At 64.9% G+C, this 15,748-nt stretch carries 15 protein-coding genes and 1 riboswitch; of the genes, 8 read left to right on the forward strand and 7 right to left on the reverse strand.

The window, feature by feature from the left end; translation table 11 throughout:
• Position 1: 1 nt before the first annotated feature.
• Entirely contained in the window at positions 2-2,296 is a 2,295-nt protein-coding gene (locus IEX78_RS12390; RefSeq protein ID WP_188829043.1) for a serine/threonine-protein kinase, read from the forward strand.
• Positions 2,297-2,378: 82 nt separating this feature from the next.
• Here the strand turns inward: IEX78_RS12390 and IEX78_RS12395 are convergent, their stop codons facing one another.
• Together IEX78_RS12395 and IEX78_RS12400 are read right to left on the reverse strand one after the other, a co-directional pair.
• Positions 2,379-3,479 carry an SPFH domain-containing protein gene (locus IEX78_RS12395; RefSeq protein ID WP_188829044.1) on the reverse strand — a complete coding sequence of 367 codons (1,101 nt, stop codon included), beginning with the start codon at positions 3,477-3,479 and terminating at the stop codon, positions 2,379-2,381.
• A gap of 24 nt (positions 3,480-3,503) precedes the next feature.
• A complete protein-coding gene (locus IEX78_RS12400) occupies positions 3,504-3,722 on the reverse strand; it encodes an NfeD family protein (RefSeq protein WP_188829045.1) in 219 nt (72 codons plus the stop codon).
• A 114-nt stretch (positions 3,723-3,836) separates the two neighbouring features.
• On the opposite strand from IEX78_RS12400, the gene IEX78_RS12405 reads away from it, so the two are divergent.
• Together IEX78_RS12405 and IEX78_RS12410 are read left to right on the forward strand one after the other, a co-directional pair.
• The gene (locus IEX78_RS12405; RefSeq protein ID WP_188829046.1) at positions 3,837-4,451 is read left to right on the forward strand and encodes a type 1 glutamine amidotransferase family protein; all 615 of its coding nucleotides are present in this window, start codon (positions 3,837-3,839) and stop codon (positions 4,449-4,451) included.
• Complete coding sequence (locus IEX78_RS12410) at positions 4,448-4,915, forward strand: MarR family winged helix-turn-helix transcriptional regulator (protein ID WP_188829047.1); 468 nt, start codon at positions 4,448-4,450, stop codon at positions 4,913-4,915. The genes IEX78_RS12405 and IEX78_RS12410 overlap by 4 nt, the downstream gene beginning before the upstream one ends.
• Before the next feature lie 212 nt (positions 4,916-5,127).
• On the opposite strand, the gene IEX78_RS12415 is transcribed toward IEX78_RS12410, so the two are convergent.
• On the reverse strand, positions 5,128-5,883 hold the full coding sequence (locus tag IEX78_RS12415) for an HAD-IIA family hydrolase (protein WP_229684002.1): 756 nt from the start codon (positions 5,881-5,883) through the stop codon (positions 5,128-5,130).
• Between the two features lie 144 nt (positions 5,884-6,027).
• Here IEX78_RS12415 and fgd point away from each other — a divergent pair, with 144 nt between their 5' ends.
• Positions 6,028-7,038 carry a glucose-6-phosphate dehydrogenase (coenzyme-F420) gene (gene fgd / locus IEX78_RS12420; protein WP_188829049.1) on the forward strand — a complete coding sequence of 337 codons (1,011 nt, stop codon included), beginning with the start codon at positions 6,028-6,030 and terminating at the stop codon, positions 7,036-7,038.
• Here the strand turns inward: fgd and IEX78_RS12425 are convergent.
• Positions 7,035-7,541 carry a nitroreductase/quinone reductase family protein gene (locus tag IEX78_RS12425; RefSeq protein WP_188829050.1) on the reverse strand — a complete coding sequence of 169 codons (507 nt, stop codon included), beginning with the start codon at positions 7,539-7,541 and terminating at the stop codon, positions 7,035-7,037. The genes fgd and IEX78_RS12425 overlap by 4 nt on opposite strands.
• Before the next feature lie 40 nt (positions 7,542-7,581).
• Here IEX78_RS12425 and pta point away from each other — a divergent pair, with 40 nt between their 5' ends.
• Together pta and IEX78_RS12435 are read left to right on the forward strand one after the other, a co-directional pair.
• A complete protein-coding gene (gene pta / locus IEX78_RS12430; RefSeq protein WP_188829051.1) occupies positions 7,582-9,660 on the forward strand; it encodes a phosphate acetyltransferase in 2,079 nt (692 codons plus the stop codon).
• Positions 9,657-10,847 (forward strand): acetate kinase, encoded by a 1,191-nt coding sequence (locus IEX78_RS12435; RefSeq protein ID WP_188829052.1) that lies wholly within the window; start codon positions 9,657-9,659, stop codon positions 10,845-10,847. The genes pta and IEX78_RS12435 overlap by 4 nt, the downstream gene beginning before the upstream one ends.
• 79 nt (positions 10,848-10,926) lie before the next feature.
• On the opposite strand, the gene IEX78_RS12440 is transcribed toward IEX78_RS12435, so the two are convergent.
• The 3 genes from IEX78_RS12440 to IEX78_RS12450 all read right to left on the reverse strand — a co-directional run bounded on the left by IEX78_RS12440 (position 10,927) and on the right by IEX78_RS12450 (position 13,197).
• Positions 10,927-12,135 (reverse strand): O-succinylhomoserine sulfhydrylase, encoded by a 1,209-nt coding sequence (locus IEX78_RS12440; protein WP_188829053.1) that lies wholly within the window; start codon positions 12,133-12,135, stop codon positions 10,927-10,929.
• A gap of 10 nt (positions 12,136-12,145) precedes the next feature.
• Positions 12,146-12,562: a rhodanese-like domain-containing protein gene (locus tag IEX78_RS12445; RefSeq protein WP_188829054.1), complete on the reverse strand. Its 417-nt coding sequence runs from the start codon at positions 12,560-12,562 to the stop codon at positions 12,146-12,148.
• A gap of 14 nt (positions 12,563-12,576) precedes the next feature.
• A riboswitch (SAM riboswitch) is annotated at positions 12,577-12,694 on the reverse strand.
• A gap of 44 nt (positions 12,695-12,738) precedes the next feature.
• A complete protein-coding gene (locus IEX78_RS12450) occupies positions 12,739-13,197 on the reverse strand; it encodes an Rv0361 family membrane protein (protein ID WP_188829055.1) in 459 nt (152 codons plus the stop codon).
• A 171-nt stretch (positions 13,198-13,368) separates the two neighbouring features.
• Here IEX78_RS12450 and IEX78_RS12455 point away from each other — a divergent pair, with 171 nt between their 5' ends.
• Both IEX78_RS12455 and IEX78_RS12460 read left to right on the forward strand, forming a co-directional pair.
• Entirely contained in the window at positions 13,369-14,754 is a 1,386-nt protein-coding gene (locus IEX78_RS12455; protein ID WP_188829056.1) for an FAD-dependent oxidoreductase, read from the forward strand.
• Positions 14,755-14,812: 58 nt separating this feature from the next.
• A complete protein-coding gene (locus tag IEX78_RS12460) occupies positions 14,813-15,673 on the forward strand; it encodes an amidohydrolase family protein (RefSeq protein WP_188829057.1) in 861 nt (286 codons plus the stop codon).
• Positions 15,674-15,748 lie beyond the last annotated feature (75 nt).

Consider the following 15,748-nt stretch of genomic DNA (forward strand, 5'->3'; position numbering starts at 1 on the left):
GATGGATTCGCATTCTGACGGGCCCGCAACCGCGCCGGGCGGTTGGCCGACACTGCCGCGCATGGTTTCGACCTCGCTCACCATGCGCCACGCGCGCACGGCCGCCGCCGCGACCACGCCCGACAACGAGCCGCGCCCCACGGCCGCGCTGGCGTCCGAACCAACGCGATCTGGGCGGAGTGTGCGCACCGCGCGGTCGCGGCCGACGCGACGGCTGGGTGCCGGATTGGTTTCGATCCCGACCGTCGCGCCTGCCGATCCGCGCACCGCCGTGTTGACCGATCCGGTCGTCGCCGAAGGTCGGCGGGTGTGTTGGCGCTGCGGGAATCCGGTCGGTCGGTCGACGCCGACGAGAGCCGCGTCGTCGTCCGGCGAGTGCGAAACTTGCGGTGCCGCTTACGATTTCCGCCCCGCATTGCACGCGGGCGACATGGTCGCTGGCCAGTACGAGATCCAGGGCTGCCTTGCCCACGGTGGGCTGGGCTGGATTTACCTCGCGATCGACCGCAACGTCAGCGACCGCTGGGTGGTGTTGAAAGGTCTGCTGCATGCGGGCGATGCCGAGGCGCAGGCCGTCGCGGTTGCCGAGCGACAGTTCCTCGCCGAGGTAGCCCACCCGAGCATCGTCAAGATCCACAACTTCGTTGAGCACAGTCGCGATAACGGCACGTCAACGGGCTACATCGTGATGGAGTACGTGGGCGGGCACTCGTTGCGCGACATCCGCGACGCACGCCCGGACCGCGACCCAATGCCGCTCGCCGAAGGCATCGCCTATGTGCTGGAAACCCTTCCCGCACTTGACCATTTGCATTCGATCGGGCTCACCTACAACGACCTCAAGCCCGACAACGTGATGGTGACCGAAGATCACATCAAGCTGATCGACCTTGGCGCGGTCGCGCCGCTTGAGGCGTACGGAAACCTGTACGGCACCAAGGGTTTTCAAGCGCCGGAAGTTGCGCGCACCGGCCCAACCGTCGCGTCCGACATCTACACCGTCGGCCGCACCCTCGCCGCGCTCACGCTCGATTTGCCGAGCGAAGGAGGCCGCTACCTCGACGGACTGCCCGACACCCCACTGCTTGAACAGCATGAGTTCTTCCACCGGTTCCTGCTCACCGCCATCGACCCCGACCCCGCGCGGCGCTTCCCATCGGCGCGGGCGATGTCGAACCAGCTCGCTGGCGTGTTGCGTGAGATTCTCGCCGCCGAATCGGGGACGGAACACCCGCAGCTGTCGACGGTGTTCAGCCCGCAGCGCACGAGTTTCGGGACCGAAGAACTGATCAGCCAGACCGACGCTTACCTTGACGGCATCGGTCGCTCGCCCGAGCTTGATGCGGTCGATGTTGTTGCCGCGCTGCCGATTCCGTTGATCGACCCGACCGACCCGTGCGCTCCCCTACTGGCCGCCACCGCGCACCCCGAGCCTGAGCGGGTGCTCGAAGCGTTGCACGATGCGCGCGAACGGGCTGCCGCCGACCCTGACAACGCGCCCGAAACGCTCACGACCGAACTGATCCTCGCCGAGGCGCGCGCACGGATCGACCTTGGCGAGTCAGCGAGCGTGCTGCACCTACTCGACAAGTTGACCGAATCCCATTGGCGCACAGACTGGTTCGCTGGTCTCGCGTACCTGCTTGAGCTCGAATACGAAGCCGCGTTCGGTTCGTTCGAAGAAGTGTTGCGTGTGCTGCCGGGTGAGATCGCACCGAAGCTCGCGCTGGCCGCAACGGCGGAATTGATTCTGCAGCACTGGGATTCGCCCGACCCTGAGCAGTGGCGCAGGTTCGCCGAGCACTATTACGCGACGGTGTGGCGCACCGATCGCGCGGTCGTGAGCGCGGCGTTCGGCTTGGCCCGACAGCTCGCTAAGGCTGGTCAGGTCGGTGACGCGGTGCACGCGCTTGACGAGGTACCTGCGGCGTCGCGTCACTTCACGACGGCACAGACAACAGCGATCCTGATGCTGCTGACGAGCGCGCCGGTCACCGAGTTAGACGAGCAGTTGTTGCGCCTGGCCGCGACCCGAGTACAGGCAGTTCCGGCAGGCGAAAACCGCGCGACGCTGATGCGCACCCTGGTCCAGGGCTCGGCCCTCGCCTGGTTGCTCGCGGGCAACAACCCGAAGCGCCGCGACACGAAGCTTTTGGGCAAACCTTTCACCGAACGCGAGCTGCGCATGTCGACGGAAGAGGGCTTACGCGCTTTGGCCCGGGCGACCCCCGACCGATCCCACCGCTACGCCCTGGTGGACTTAGCGAACTCCCTACGCCCCAAGTCGTGGTTTTAGGCGGCACAGACCAAGATCAACACGCTCTGGTGGCGGCATCGGCCGAGTGGCTTTCGCCACCAGAGCGTGTTGATCTTGTTGCCTAGTTCTTGTCGAGTTCCTGCGTGGGGCTCAGCGCCTTCTGCAGCGAGTTGAATACCGTCAAACCCTGGCCAACCATGCCGTTCACCAATTCGCTCACGCCATCCGGGCCGTTCAGCACCGTCAGGTTCGCGCCAGCGAGACCCTGCGACGCCTGACGTACGATTTCCGGCAGCTGCTCAATCAGCAGCTGGTCCAACGCGATTCGGTTGTTCGACGCCGCCGCTTCGGCCTGGATGCGGGTGCGGTCGGCCTCCGCTTCGGCGAGGATGCGCACGCGCTCAGCCTCGGCCTGCGCTGGCTTCACGACCTCGGTTTGCAGCTGCGCCTGGCGCAACTCCGCTTCGCGCGCCGCCTGAATCGCCTGTGCGGAAAGCACTTCCTGCAAAGCGATCGCCTGAGCAAGCGGGCCAGCCTGTGCCGCTTCGGAATTGGCCTTGTCGATGTCGCGCTGGTACTGCGCTTTCAGAATCGAGGTCTCGCGCTCGTACTCAGCGCGGCGGCGCAACGATTCCTGTTCTGCCTCAGCCGCTTTCATCGCCGCTTGCGCCTGGGCGATCTGCGCGTCGCGCTGCACGGCGGCGTTGTGCGGGGCGGCGAGGGCGTTGATGTAGCCGAGGTTGCCGTCGTCGATCGACTGGATCTGGAACGAGTCGACCCACAGGCCGATGTTGCTCATCTCGACCTTAGACGCGACAAGCACCTCGTCGGCGAGCTTCTGGCGTTCGCGGATGATCTCCTCAACCGTCATCGAGCCGACGATTGAGCGCAGGTGGCCGGAGAAGATGCGGCCGGTGAGCACCGACATCTCCTGCTCTTGCTCGGACAAAAACCGTTGTGCCGCATTGACAATCGACTGGGTGTCATTGGCGACCTTGAACGCGATTACCGCGCGCACGTCGAGCTGAATGGCCTGCTGGGTCACGCAGCGTTCGCGAATCTCGGACTCGAACATCGCGAGCGAAAGGTAGCTGACCTTGCGGAAGAACGGCACCACCCAGGTGCCTCGGCCGATGACAACGCGAAACGGCGCGTCGTCTTTGCCCTTCGCGCCGCTGACCAGCATCGCTTCGTCGGGGTTGGGGACGTGATAACCGAGCATCAAGGTTCTCCTCGTGGTGCGGGTTTAGTTGTCTGGCAAGGCGATCCACGCGACGACGTCGACGATGCGGCCCGGGTTGACGGCGACAACGAGCACGGTCGTTCCTGCCGGGATGGGTTCGTCGGCGCGAGCGAGATACAGCTCGGTGCCGCCGCGAATGGAAACGAGCACTTCGCCCAGTCCGCCCGCAGCGCTAATGGGTGAGGTAACGACGCCGGTAAGTCCGTTGACGGGATCGGTCATGTCGCCCAACCTCCTTGTCGCACACCGAATGCCGACAGACTACGGGGCATAACCGGCGTTGTGGTTGCAAATTTCTTATTGACAGCATCCTGTCGAATATGACAGCATACTGTCATGGCTACCGAGACGGTCCACCTCGCTGTGTACGACACGCTCGCCGACTGGGAAACCGGTGCGGCCACCGCCCACATCGCCAATCCCCAGTGGCAACGCGAACCGGGGCGCTACCAGGTGCGCACGGTCGGGCTCACCGCTGAGCCCATCACGACGAAAGGCGGAATGCGGGTCACGCCCGATGTGGTGCTCACCGACCTCGACCCTGCCGACAGCGCGATGCTGATCCTGCCAGGCGCGGACACCTGGGATTCCGGCGAGCTAAAGCCGTTCGCGGACAAGGCAACTGAGTTCGTTGCCGCCGGTGTTCCGGTCGCGGGAATTTGCGGTGCGACCTTTGGGCTCGCGAGTGCGGGGCTGCTCGACGACCGTCGCCATACCAGCAACGCGCTGGAATACCTTGCGATGTCGGGCTATTCGGGTGCGCGGCACTACGTCGAAGCCGATGCGGTCACCGATGGCGACGTGATCACCGCTAACTCAATGTCGCCGTTCGAATTCGCGCGTGAGGTGTTCGCCCGACTCGACCTCTACGAGCCCGAAACCCTGGCTGCTTGGTACCAACTCTTCGGCCAGAAGGACCCCGCCGGTTTCTTCGCACTAACGGGACAGTGAACCGCGAGCAGGAACTATTCGCGACCGCCGCGATCACGTCGTTCCGCCTGAACGGCCAGTTTCTCGGCATCGGCGACGCGCTCGCCAAGCCCGCTGGCCTCACGGTCGCGTGGTGGCAGGTGCTCGGCGCGGTGACGCGCGAGCCGCTGACCGTCGCGGGGATCGCCCGCGCGATGGGCATCACCCGCCAAAGCGTGCAGCGTATCGCCGACCTGCTCGCGGAAAAGGGCCTGGTCGAGTACCTGCCGAACCCGGCGCACCGTCGCGCGAAGTTGGTCGTCGCTACGTCGGCTGGCCGGGCGGCAGTGTCCAAAATCGGCCCGGCGCAGGCCCGTTTGGCCGCACGCCTTGCCGAGGAACTGGGCGACGACTTCGCCCCGACAGTTGAGGTCCTGACCCGCCTCACCGAGGTGCTTGACCGACTCGATCTGGAAGCGTTAGCGAGTGAATCGGTACGCGACTAAGCGGCGGTCGCGTCGCTCGCAAGGTTAGGGCGACATGCGGCGGCTGGCTGAAAACCGTGGGGTGGCGGCGTTGCCTGCGCCGACGATGCGGTAACCCGCCTAACCGGGGTAGTCGGCCGAATCCGCTTGCAGGCGTTGGCTACTGGCGAGGAACTCTGCCCGCTCGGATGCTGGACGCCGCGTCAACCGCGCTTGGGCGTTGGTAGCACGTCTTACGCGAATGGGTCGCTCGTGTGTCCAACGAGATCGGCCACCGACGTCAACACCTTCGTCGGCCGGTACGGGTACGCCTCAATCGACTCCTGCGTCGAAATTCCCGACAGCACAAGCATTGTGCGGCAACCGGATTCGAGGCCAGCGAGCACGTCGGTGTCCATTCGGTCGCCGATCATCACCGTCGTCCCCGAGTGAGCGTCCATGCGGCGCAACGCCGTTCGCATGATCAGCGGGTTCGGCTTGCCGACGTAATACGGCTCGCGGCCAGTCGCGCGCGTGATGAGCGCGGCAACCGACCCCGTCGCGGGAAGCACCCCGTCGAGCGACGGACCAGTCGCGTCGGGGTTGGTCGCGATGAAGCGCGCGCCCTTGTCAATGAGCCGGATCGCGGTCGTGATCGCTTCGAACGAGTACGTGCGCGTCTCGCCGAGGACAACGTAATCGGGGTCGGTCTCGGTGAGCACGTAGCCAATCTCGTGCAGCGCGGTCGTGAGTCCCGATTCACCGACAACATAGGCGGTCCCGTTCGGGCGCTGGTCGTTGAGGAAAACCGCGGTCGCCGACGCCGACGTCCAAATGCGGTCCTCCGGCACGTCGAGCCCGATTACCTTGAGTCGGGCGGCGAGGTCGCGTGGGGTGCGCATCGAATTGTTCGTGAGCACGGTGTAGGGCACCTCGCGATCGCGCAGCTCAGCGAGGAATTCGTCGGCCCCGGGGATGAGGTGGCCTTCGTGGATCAGGACGCCGTCCATATCGGTCAGATAGGCGAGCACCTGCGTGTCGGTGTGGGTCACCCGCCCGATTCTAAGACCGCGCGGTACGGGAAACCTTGCGCTAACCAAAGCGTTAACTACATTGCAATTCATACATCGCCGAACAACAGGAAGTCGGGACACATGAGCGAGCTGAAGCTCGGATACAAGGCATCGGCCGAACAATTCGGGCCACGTGAGCTGGTTGAACTTGGCGTGCTCGCCGAGGAACACGGCATGCAAAGCGCGACGGTCAGCGACCACTTCCAGCCGTGGCGCCACGAGGGTGGGCACGCGCCTTCGTCGATCGTCTGGCTCGCCGCAACCGGGGAACGCACCAAGCACATCCAACTCGGCACGTCGGTGCTCACCCCGACCTTCCGCTACAACCCGGCTGTCGTCGCGCAGACGTTCGCGAGCCTCGGTTGTCTGTTCCCTGACCGCATCATGCTCGGCGTCGGCACGGGCGAGGCGCTCAACGAAATCGCGACCGGTTTCCAGGGCGAATGGCCCGGTTTCAAGGAGCGCTTCGCTCGGCTGCGCGAGTCTGTGCGGTTGATGCGCGAACTGTGGACGGGCAAGCGCGTCGACTTCGACGGCGAGTACTACCACACCGTCGGCGCCCAGATTTACGACGTTCCGCCGGGCGGCATCCCGGTTTACATCGCCGCTGGCGGCCCGGTTGTCGCGAAGTACGCGGGTCGCGTTGGCGACGGGTTCATCTGCACGTCAGGCAAGGGTATGGACCTCTACACCGAGAAGCTGATGCCCGCGCTGAAGGAAGGTGCCGAGGCGGCTGGTCGCTCGATCAACGACATCGACCGGATGATCGAAATCAAAATCTCCTACGACACCGACCCCGAAGCGGCCCTGCAAAACACCCGGTTCTGGGCGCCACTTTCGCTGACGCCGGAACAGAAGCACGACATCAGCGACCCCATCGAAATGGAAAAGGCCGCCGACGCCCTGCCGATCGAACAGGTCGCCAAGCGCTGGATCGTGGCGAGCGACCCCGACGAGGCCGTCGCCCAAATCAAGCCCTACATCGACGCTGGCCTCAACCACCTGGTCTTCCACGCGCCCGGTCACGATCAGAAGCGGTTCCTCGAACTGTTCCAGCGTGACCTCGCGCCGCGTCTGCGCAAGCTGGGCTAAGCGCGCTTCAACGCGAAAATGCGCAGGTTGCGGGTGGTGCGGTCGCGGTAGGCGGCGTACGCGCCGGTGATTTCGACGAAGCGGGCGAAGATGGCTTCCTTGTCCTCGTCGGGCACCGGCGTTGCCGTGACCGCGATGCGCTCGCCCGCGATCGCCACCTCCGCGCTTGGATTGGCGAGCAAATTGCCCGTCCACGCGGGGTGATGCGCCTGGCCGAAGTTCGAGCCAACGACGTAAAGCGTGTCGCCGTCATGCACGTACAGCAGCGGCTGCGTGCGCTTTTGCCCCGACTTACGGCCGATGCTGGTGAGCAAAATAACGGGCGCGCCGATCGGCCCGAGCACGGTGAAGCGCGCGTCGGTGCGCTCAAGCAGGGCGCGGTCGAGCGGGGTGAGCGTGCGGATCAGCCACGAGCCCGGCTTGGTCGCGGCGAAGCGATTGGCAGCGCGAGAAACGAGAGTCGTACGGGAGCCCCAGAGGCGATCGGGGAACTGCGGTGTCATGGGCGGACTATATCCAGCCGGATTAACTAAGCTCGGGTTCATGGTCGAACATGCACCGTCGTCTGTGTACATCGCTTCGCCCGAGGGTGACACCGGAAAATCCACGGTCGCGCTCGGTGTCCTGCAGATGCTGTGCGCGACAACGGCCCGCGTCGGCGTCTTTCGCCCCATCACGCGCTCGGCCGACAAACCCGATTACATCCTTGAGCTGCTGCTTGAGCACAGCACCGCCGATATCAGTTACGAGCAGGCCGTCGGCGTCACCTACGAAGACGTGCACCGCGACCCCGACGCCGCCATCAGCGACATCGTGATGCGCTACCACGAAGTTGCCAAGGTGTGCGATGCCGTCGTGATCGTCGGCACCGACTACACCGACGTCGCCAGCCCCAGCGAGCTGCGTTTCAACGCGCGTATCGCGGTTAACTTGGGTGCGCCGGTGCTACTTGTGGTTCGCGGTGCCGGTCGCACGCCCGACGAGGTGCGTCAGCTCGTTGAATTGTGTTCGACTGAACTGGGCGTTGAGCACGCGCAGTTGGTCGCGGTAATCGCAAACCGTTGCGCTCCAGATGAACTCGTCGCCGTCGACCACGCACTGGTCGGCTTCGGCGTACCAACGTGGACGCTGCCCGAGATTCCGCTCCTGATGGCCCCGACGATGGGCGAACTCTGTGAAGCGATCGACGGCGAAATCTACAGCGGCGACCCGGAACTGCTGCAACGTGAAGCGCTGCGCACGATGGTCGGCGCGATGACCGCCGAGCACATCCTTGAACGACTCTCCGACGGCGCGGTCATCATCGTCCCCGGCGACCGCTCCGACGTGCTGCTCACCGCGGTGAATGCCCATGAGGCAGCGGGCTTTCCGTCGCTCGCTGGCATCATCATGAACGGCGGCCTGCTGCCGCACCCGGCGATCGCGCGGCTCATGGAAGGGCTGCACCCGAAGCTGCCGATCCTCGCGACCAAGTTGGGCACCTACGACGCGGCGAGTGCCGTGCACGGTGCGCGCGGTCGGATGTGGGCGGGCAGTCCGCTCAAGGTCGACACCGCGTTAGCGCTCATGGAAGAACGGGTCGACGCGCCAGAGTTGTTGCGCGGCATCCAAGTTCCGCTCAGCAACGTTGTCACGCCGCAGATGTTCGAATACCAACTCATCGAGCGGGCGCGCTCGGATCGCAAGCGCATCGTGTTGCCAGAAGGCAACGACGACCGCGTGCTGCGCGCAGCCGGTCGCGTGTTGCAACGCAAGATCGCGGACTTGATCATCCTCGGCGACGAGTCGGCGGTGCGTGGGCGTGCTGCTGAACTTGGTGTCGACATCGCCGCCGCCCGCGTGATCAACCCGGCAACTTCGCCCTATCGCGAGGAATTCGCCGCCACCTACACCGAGCTACGCGCACACAAGGGGATGACGCTGGAACGTGCGCGCGAAACCATGCTCGACGTCTCGTATTTCGGCACGATGATGGTCTACATCGGCATCGCCGACGGCATGGTTTCCGGCGCCGCGCACACCACCGCGCACACGATTCGCCCATCCTTCGAGATCATCAAGACCGTGCCCGGCGTTTCGACGGTGTCGAGCGTGTTCCTGATGTGCCTGGCTGACCGAGTGCTCGCGTACGGCGACTGCGCCGTTGTCCCCGATCCGACGGCACAGCAGTTGTCGGACATCGCGGTGTCGTCAGCGCAGACCGCCGAGCGGTTCGGAATCGATCCGCGTGTGGCGATGTTGTCGTACTCGACTGGCGCGTCCGGCTCGGGCGCTGATGTCGACAAGGTCAGGGAGGCAACGGAATTGGTGCGCGAACGCGACCCGAAGTTGCCCGTCGAAGGTCCGATTCAGTACGACGCCGCGATCGAACCGGCGGTGGCGAGCACCAAGCTGCCGGATTCCGAAGTTGCCGGGCGCGCAACCGTTTTCGTTTTCCCCGATCTGAATACCGGCAACAACACCTACAAGGCGGTCCAGCGCAGCGCGGGTGCGGTCGCGATTGGGCCGGTGTTGCAGGGTTTGCGTAAACCAGTCAACGACCTGTCGCGCGGCGCGCTCGTCGCCGACATCGTCAACACGGTGGCGATCACCGCCATCCAGGCGCAGGGAGACGACAAGTGAGCGATCTGGTCTTCGTCCTCAACTCGGGTTCGTCGTCGATCAAATACCAACTGCTACATGCGAAGTCGGGAGAGGTGCTCGCGTCGGGCATCGTCGAACGCATCGGTGAGCCGGACGGCAAGATCGTCCACGAAGCGGGCGACACCAGACTCATTCGTGAGGGCGCGATCCCCGATCACCGCGACGGGCTGCGTCAAGCATTCGAGCTGTTCAACGACACCGGTATCGACCTCAAAACCATCGGTATCACGGCGGTTGGTCATCGCGTTGTGCACGGCGGCGAGGTGTTCTACCAGCCGACGTTGATCAACAAAGAGGTGCTTGAAACCATCTCGCGCCTGTCCAAGCTCGCGCCACTTCATAACCCCGCCAACGTGATTGGCATTGAGTCCACGCTCGAATTGCTGCCAGGCATTCCCGAGGTCGCTGTGTTCGACACCGCGTTCTTCCACGACCTGCCAGCCCCCGCCCGCACGTACGCGATCGACGCGAAACTGGCTGCCGAGTACGACATTCGCCGCTACGGCTTTCACGGGACGTCGCATCAGTACGTGTCGGAGCAGGCGGCGAAGTTCCTTGAGCGCGACACGACCGAGCTGAACCAGATCGTTTTCCACCTGGGCAATGGCGCGTCGGCGTCGGCGATCCGGGGCGGGCGCGCGGTTGACACGAGCATGGGCCTCACGCCGCTCGAGGGTCTCGTAATGGGAACGCGCCCAGGCGATTTGGACCCGGGTATCACCCCGTACCTGATGCACATCGCGAACATGGACCTCGCCGACATCGAGCACTTACTGAATCGCGAATCGGGTTTGAAGGGGATGTCGGGCGTGAACGACTTCCGCGCCCTCGGCAAGCTGATCGAATCCGGCGACGCCGCGGCGAAATTGGCATACGAGACCTACATCCACCGCTTGCGCGCGTATTTGGGCGCGTACATGCTCGACTTGGACCGGGTAGACGACATCATCTTCACCGCAGGCGTTGGTGAGAACAGCGTCGAGGTTCGCGCTGATTCGCTGTCCGGCCTGGAGCGATACGGGATTCACTTGGACGGGTCACGCAACGCAACCCGCACCCCGGGAATCCGCCGAATCTCGACCGACGATTCCCCCGTTACGGTGCTGGTAGTGCCGACGAACGAGGAATTGGCGATCGCGAGAGCAGCAATCGACTTGGTTGATTAGCGCTGGAGTGGTGAGCACGCTGTGGTGGCGGGGTCGGTCGAGTAGCTTTCGCCACCACAGCGTGTTGATCTTGAAGGGGTTAGCCCAGGGCGTGGTCCAGGTCGTCTAGGAGGTCCTCAACGTCCTCCAAGCCCACTGAAATGCGAACTACGCCGTCAGACAAGCCGATTGACGCTCGGCCCTCCGGGCCCATCGCGCGGTGCGTTGTCGTCGCCGGGTGCGTGATCAGGGTCTTCGCGTCGCCAAGGTTGTTCGAGATGTCGATGATCCGCAAGCGGTTCAGTACCTCGAAGGCGCGCTTCTTGCCGTCGTCGCCTGCCAGTTCGAACGTGACAACCGTGCCGCCGCCCGACATCTGCTCAAGCGCGAGCGCGTGCTGCGGGTGCGAGTCCAGGTATGGGTAACGCACCCAGTTCACGCCGCTGTTCGACTCAAGGAACTTCGCGACCTGCAACGCCGACGACGTCGACTGACGCACGCGCAGCGGCATCGTCTCCAAGCCCTTGAGCAGCGTCCACGCGTTGAACGGGCTCAACGCCGGGCCGGTGTGGCGCATCAACTGCTTGACCGGGCCGTCGATGTATTCCTTGTCGCCAAGGATCGCCCCGCCGAGCACGCGGCCCTGACCGTCGATGTGCTTGGTGCCCGAGTACACGATCACGTCGGCACCGAGTTCGAACCCGCGCTGCAACAGTGGCGTCGCAAAGACGTTGTCTAGCACCACTTTCGCACCCGCCGCGTGCGCGAGCTCGGAAACCTTGCGCACGTCGACCAGCGTCTGCATCGGGTTGGCTGGCGTTTCGAAGAACACCGCCTGCGTCGGCACCGAAAGCGCCTGCTCCCACTGCTCAAGGTCATCGCCGTCAACGAAAACGGTTTCGATGCCCCAGCGCGGCAGGATCTCGTTGCACACAACGAAGCACGAACCGAACAGGCTGCGCGCGGCGACGAGTCGGTCGCCCGCTTTCAGCAGCGCGCCAAGCGCGGTGAACACCGCCGACATGCCCGACGCGGTCGCGAACGCGGCTTCGGCACCGTCGAGCAGGCGGATGCGTTCTTCGAACATCGCGACCGTGGGGTTGCCGTAGCGCGAGTAAACGAAATGCTCGATGTCGCCGGTGAACGACGCCTCGGCGGCTTCGGCGCTCTCGTAAACGAAACCCGAGGTCAGATACAGCGCCTCGGAGGTCTCTTCGAAACCGGAACGGCGCAGGCCGCCGCGCACGCCGAGCGTCGCGGGACCGACCCCTTCGGGCAGTGGCTTGTCGAACGAACCACCGGTGATCATCTATTTCTCCTTATGCCTGACGCCACGGCAGGCCGACCGCGCGCCAACCGGAGCTGCCACGCTGCCCGAACGCGTCGGGGCCGCCCTCAAAGCCGTCGAGCACGTTATAGGACGGGGCGATGCCCGCCGCCGTCGCCAGGTTGGCCGCGTGCGCGCTGCGCTGGCCCGACCGACAAATGAAGAGCACGGGCGCGTCTTCGGGCCGGTCACCGAGGGCTTTCGCCAACTCGGCACCGAACTCGGGGTTGCGCGCGCCGGTGTTGTCGACCCATTCGATGAAGTGCGACGGCCGCTCAACCGAGCTGGTGTCGGGCACGCCGATCGTGGCCCACTCCCCCTCGGTGCGCACGTCAACGAGCACCGCGTCGGGGTTGTCGGTCAGGATCTCCCACGCCTGTTCGGGCGTGATATCGCCTGCGTAGTTCATGTAAAACCTCCTCGAATCCGCTCTTGCCATCGCGACGGATATCAGCGACGGCCAGGTCGTCACCCGGAGCACCCCACCGCGGAGGAGGGTTGCCGACCAGCGAGCCGGGGCTTAGTGCTGGTACTCGTGACCTTGCGATTTGAGATTGCCTCGCGCAGGTCACCGTGTCAAACGGTCTAGGGCGCGCACACCAACCAGGTGCCGTCGACGTCCTTGAGATTCCACGTGAAGGTTTTCGCGGTGCCGTTGACGTCAACGGTCGCATCGACTTTCGCGCGGGAGCCGTTCACGGTCGCGTTGGTGAAACCGTTGCCATCGAGCGACACCTTCGACTTCTCGCCACCGAGCGCTTCGGTGAGGCCAGCGCGCTGCTCGTCAAAACCCGGGCATGCGACGCCGATCGGCGGACGCAGGTCGCTTTTGCCGCGCGCGTCGATATAGTTGGTGACGGCGGCCGCGAGCTTGTCGGCGGTTGTGACATTTTTCTCAGCGGGCGAAAGCAGCCCGCCCGCGATCACGGCGATGAGCACAACCAGCGCGAAGATCGCCGCTGCGGCAAACGGCACGATGGAACGCTTGTCAGCCTGCGAGACCACGATGGGTTCCGAATCCGGGCCAGGTTTTGCCTCGTTCATGCCGTTGATCCTGGCAGACGGTTCGCAGCGCTCGCCGTCGAGCTACCGCCCCGGTGAGCTTGGCAACACCGCAGCTAGAATCCCCACAGGCAGCCGCTAGGCCCACTTAGCCTAGGCTTATTTAGAGGCTAGACGCCGACAACAGTTTTCGACCAAAGGGTGCGCGTAAAGATGACCGAACAGACAGCGACCCGCCCGCTCCGCATTGCGATCGTGGGCGCAGGACCGGCCGGTATCTACGCCGCCGACGCGTTGATGAAGTCCGACGCGGACGTCAGCATCGACCTGTACGAGCGCATGCCCGCGCCGTTCGGCCTGATCCGCTACGGCGTCGCGCCCGACCATCCGCGCATCAAGGGCATCATCACCGCGCTGCACAAGGTGCTCGACAAGGACCAGGTTCGCCTGCTCGGCAACATCGACTACGGCACCGACATCACCCTTGACGACCTGCGTCAGTTCTACGACGCCGTCATCTTCTCGACCGGCGCGAACGCCGACCGCGCGCTGCCGATCCCGGGCATCGACCTCGACGGTTCCTACGGTGCCGCCGACTTCGTCTCCTGGTACGACGGCCACCCCGACGTGCCGCGCAGCTGGCCGCTCGACGCCGAGAAGGTCGCCGTGCTTGGCGTTGGCAACGTCGCGCTCGACGTCGCGCGCGTGCTCGCCAAGACCGGCGACGAACTGCTGCCGACCGAAATCCCGCCGAACGTCTACAACGGCCTCAAGGCCAACAAGGCGCGCGAGGTGCACGTTTTCGGCCGTCGCGGCCCCGCGCAGGCGAAGTTCACCCCGCTTGAGCTGCGCGAACTCGACCACTCGCCGACGATCGAAGTGATCGTCAACCCCGAGGACATCGACTACGACGAGGGTTCGGAAGCGGCGCGTCGCAACTCCAAGCAGGTCGACATGGTCGCCAACACGCTTGAGCAGTGGGCCATTCGCGACCACGGCGACCGTCCGCACAAGCTGTTCCTGCACTTCTTCGAGTCGCCTACCGAGGTCATCGGCGAAGACGGCAAGGTCGTCGGTCTGCGCACCGAGCGCACCCAGCTCGACGGCACGGGCAACGTCAAGGGCACTGGCGAATTCACCGACTGGGACGTTCAGGCCATCTACCGGGCCGTCGGCTACTTGTCGCAGAACATCTCGGCCCTGCCGTTCGACGACCAGGCTGGCACTGTCCCGAACGAAGCTGGTCGCGTGATCGGCGACGACTCGGCTGAGGGCGCTGCGCGGTTCATCCCGGCCACCTACGTGACCGGCTGGATCAAGCGTGGTCCGGTCGGCCTCATCGGCCACACCAAGGGCGACGCCAACGAGACCATCGCGTGCCTGCTCGACGACGCCGCTGGCTTCACCCCGGCCACGCAGCCGGAGCCCGAGGCCGTCACCGCGTTCCTCGAAGGCAAGGGCATTCCGTTCACCACGTGGGCTGGCTGGTACCGCCTCGACGCGCACGAGCGCGCGCTTGGCGAGCCCGAGGGTCGCGAGCGCGTGAAGGTTGTTGAGCGCGAAGACATGCTGCGCGCCAGCGAGCCGGATCGGGCCTGACCTGGGAGTGGGCAATCGAACTAGCCGGTACCGCCGGTTCTAAGGCAAGCTAAGACCCGTGTTCGATGCCCACGTCCACATCATCGATCAGCGATACCCGCTGATTCCCAACGAAGGCTATTTGCCCGAGCCGTTCACCATCGCTGATTACCGAAAGCGCGTGTCCCACTTAGACATTCACGGTGGCGCGGTGGTGAGCGCCTCGTTCCAAGGGACCGACCAGTCGTATCTGAAGGCGGCACTTGCCGAACTCGGCGACGACTGGGTTGGCGTCACCCGGCTACATCTCGACGCCACCGATGAGGAAATCATCGACCTCGACAAGGCTGGCGTGCGCGCGCTTCGCTTCAATTTGAAGCGCGCTGCCGCCGATATCACCGCGATGACGTTGCAGGCCATTCGCGCGCACGAGCTGGTCGGGTGGCACGTTGAGCTCTACATCGACGGGCAGATGCTCGCGTCGTTGCAGCCGGTGCTGTCGAAGTTGCCCGCGTTGTCGATCGACCATCTGGGGATGTCGGCCGAGGGGCTGCCGTATTTGCTCGACCTCGTTGACCGGGGTGCGCGCGTGAAGGCGACGGGGTTCGGTCGCGTGGAAATGGATGTCGCCGAGACCCTTCGACGCATCCACGAGGTGAACCCGGGCGCGCTGATGTTTGGCACCGACCTGCCCGGCACGCGTGCTGGTCGGCCGTTCGAAGACAGCGACCTCGACCTGCTGTGCCAGGTTGTCGGCGCTGACGTGCCCGCCGTGCTTGAAGACAACGCGCGCGCTTGTTATCGGCTGCCCGAACGCGACCGGGCCGACCCGGAACCGACGCGCCCGATCCCGCGCATCGACCCGCCCACGTTGCCGATCCCGCGCAACGAGCTGCCGGATGCGCATACGCAGCCGTTGCGGGTGATCGAAAAGCCTTAGCGCCGAGGGCCTGGGCACTTGGTCGGGCGACCAGCGCACCTCGCGGGTCGCGCGGTTACGGGCTGCCCGTCGGAT

The sequence above is a fragment of the Nocardia camponoti genome (genome assembly GCF_014646135.1).
In the GTDB taxonomy this organism is placed as follows: domain Bacteria; phylum Actinomycetota; class Actinomycetes; order Mycobacteriales; family Mycobacteriaceae; genus Nocardia; species Nocardia camponoti.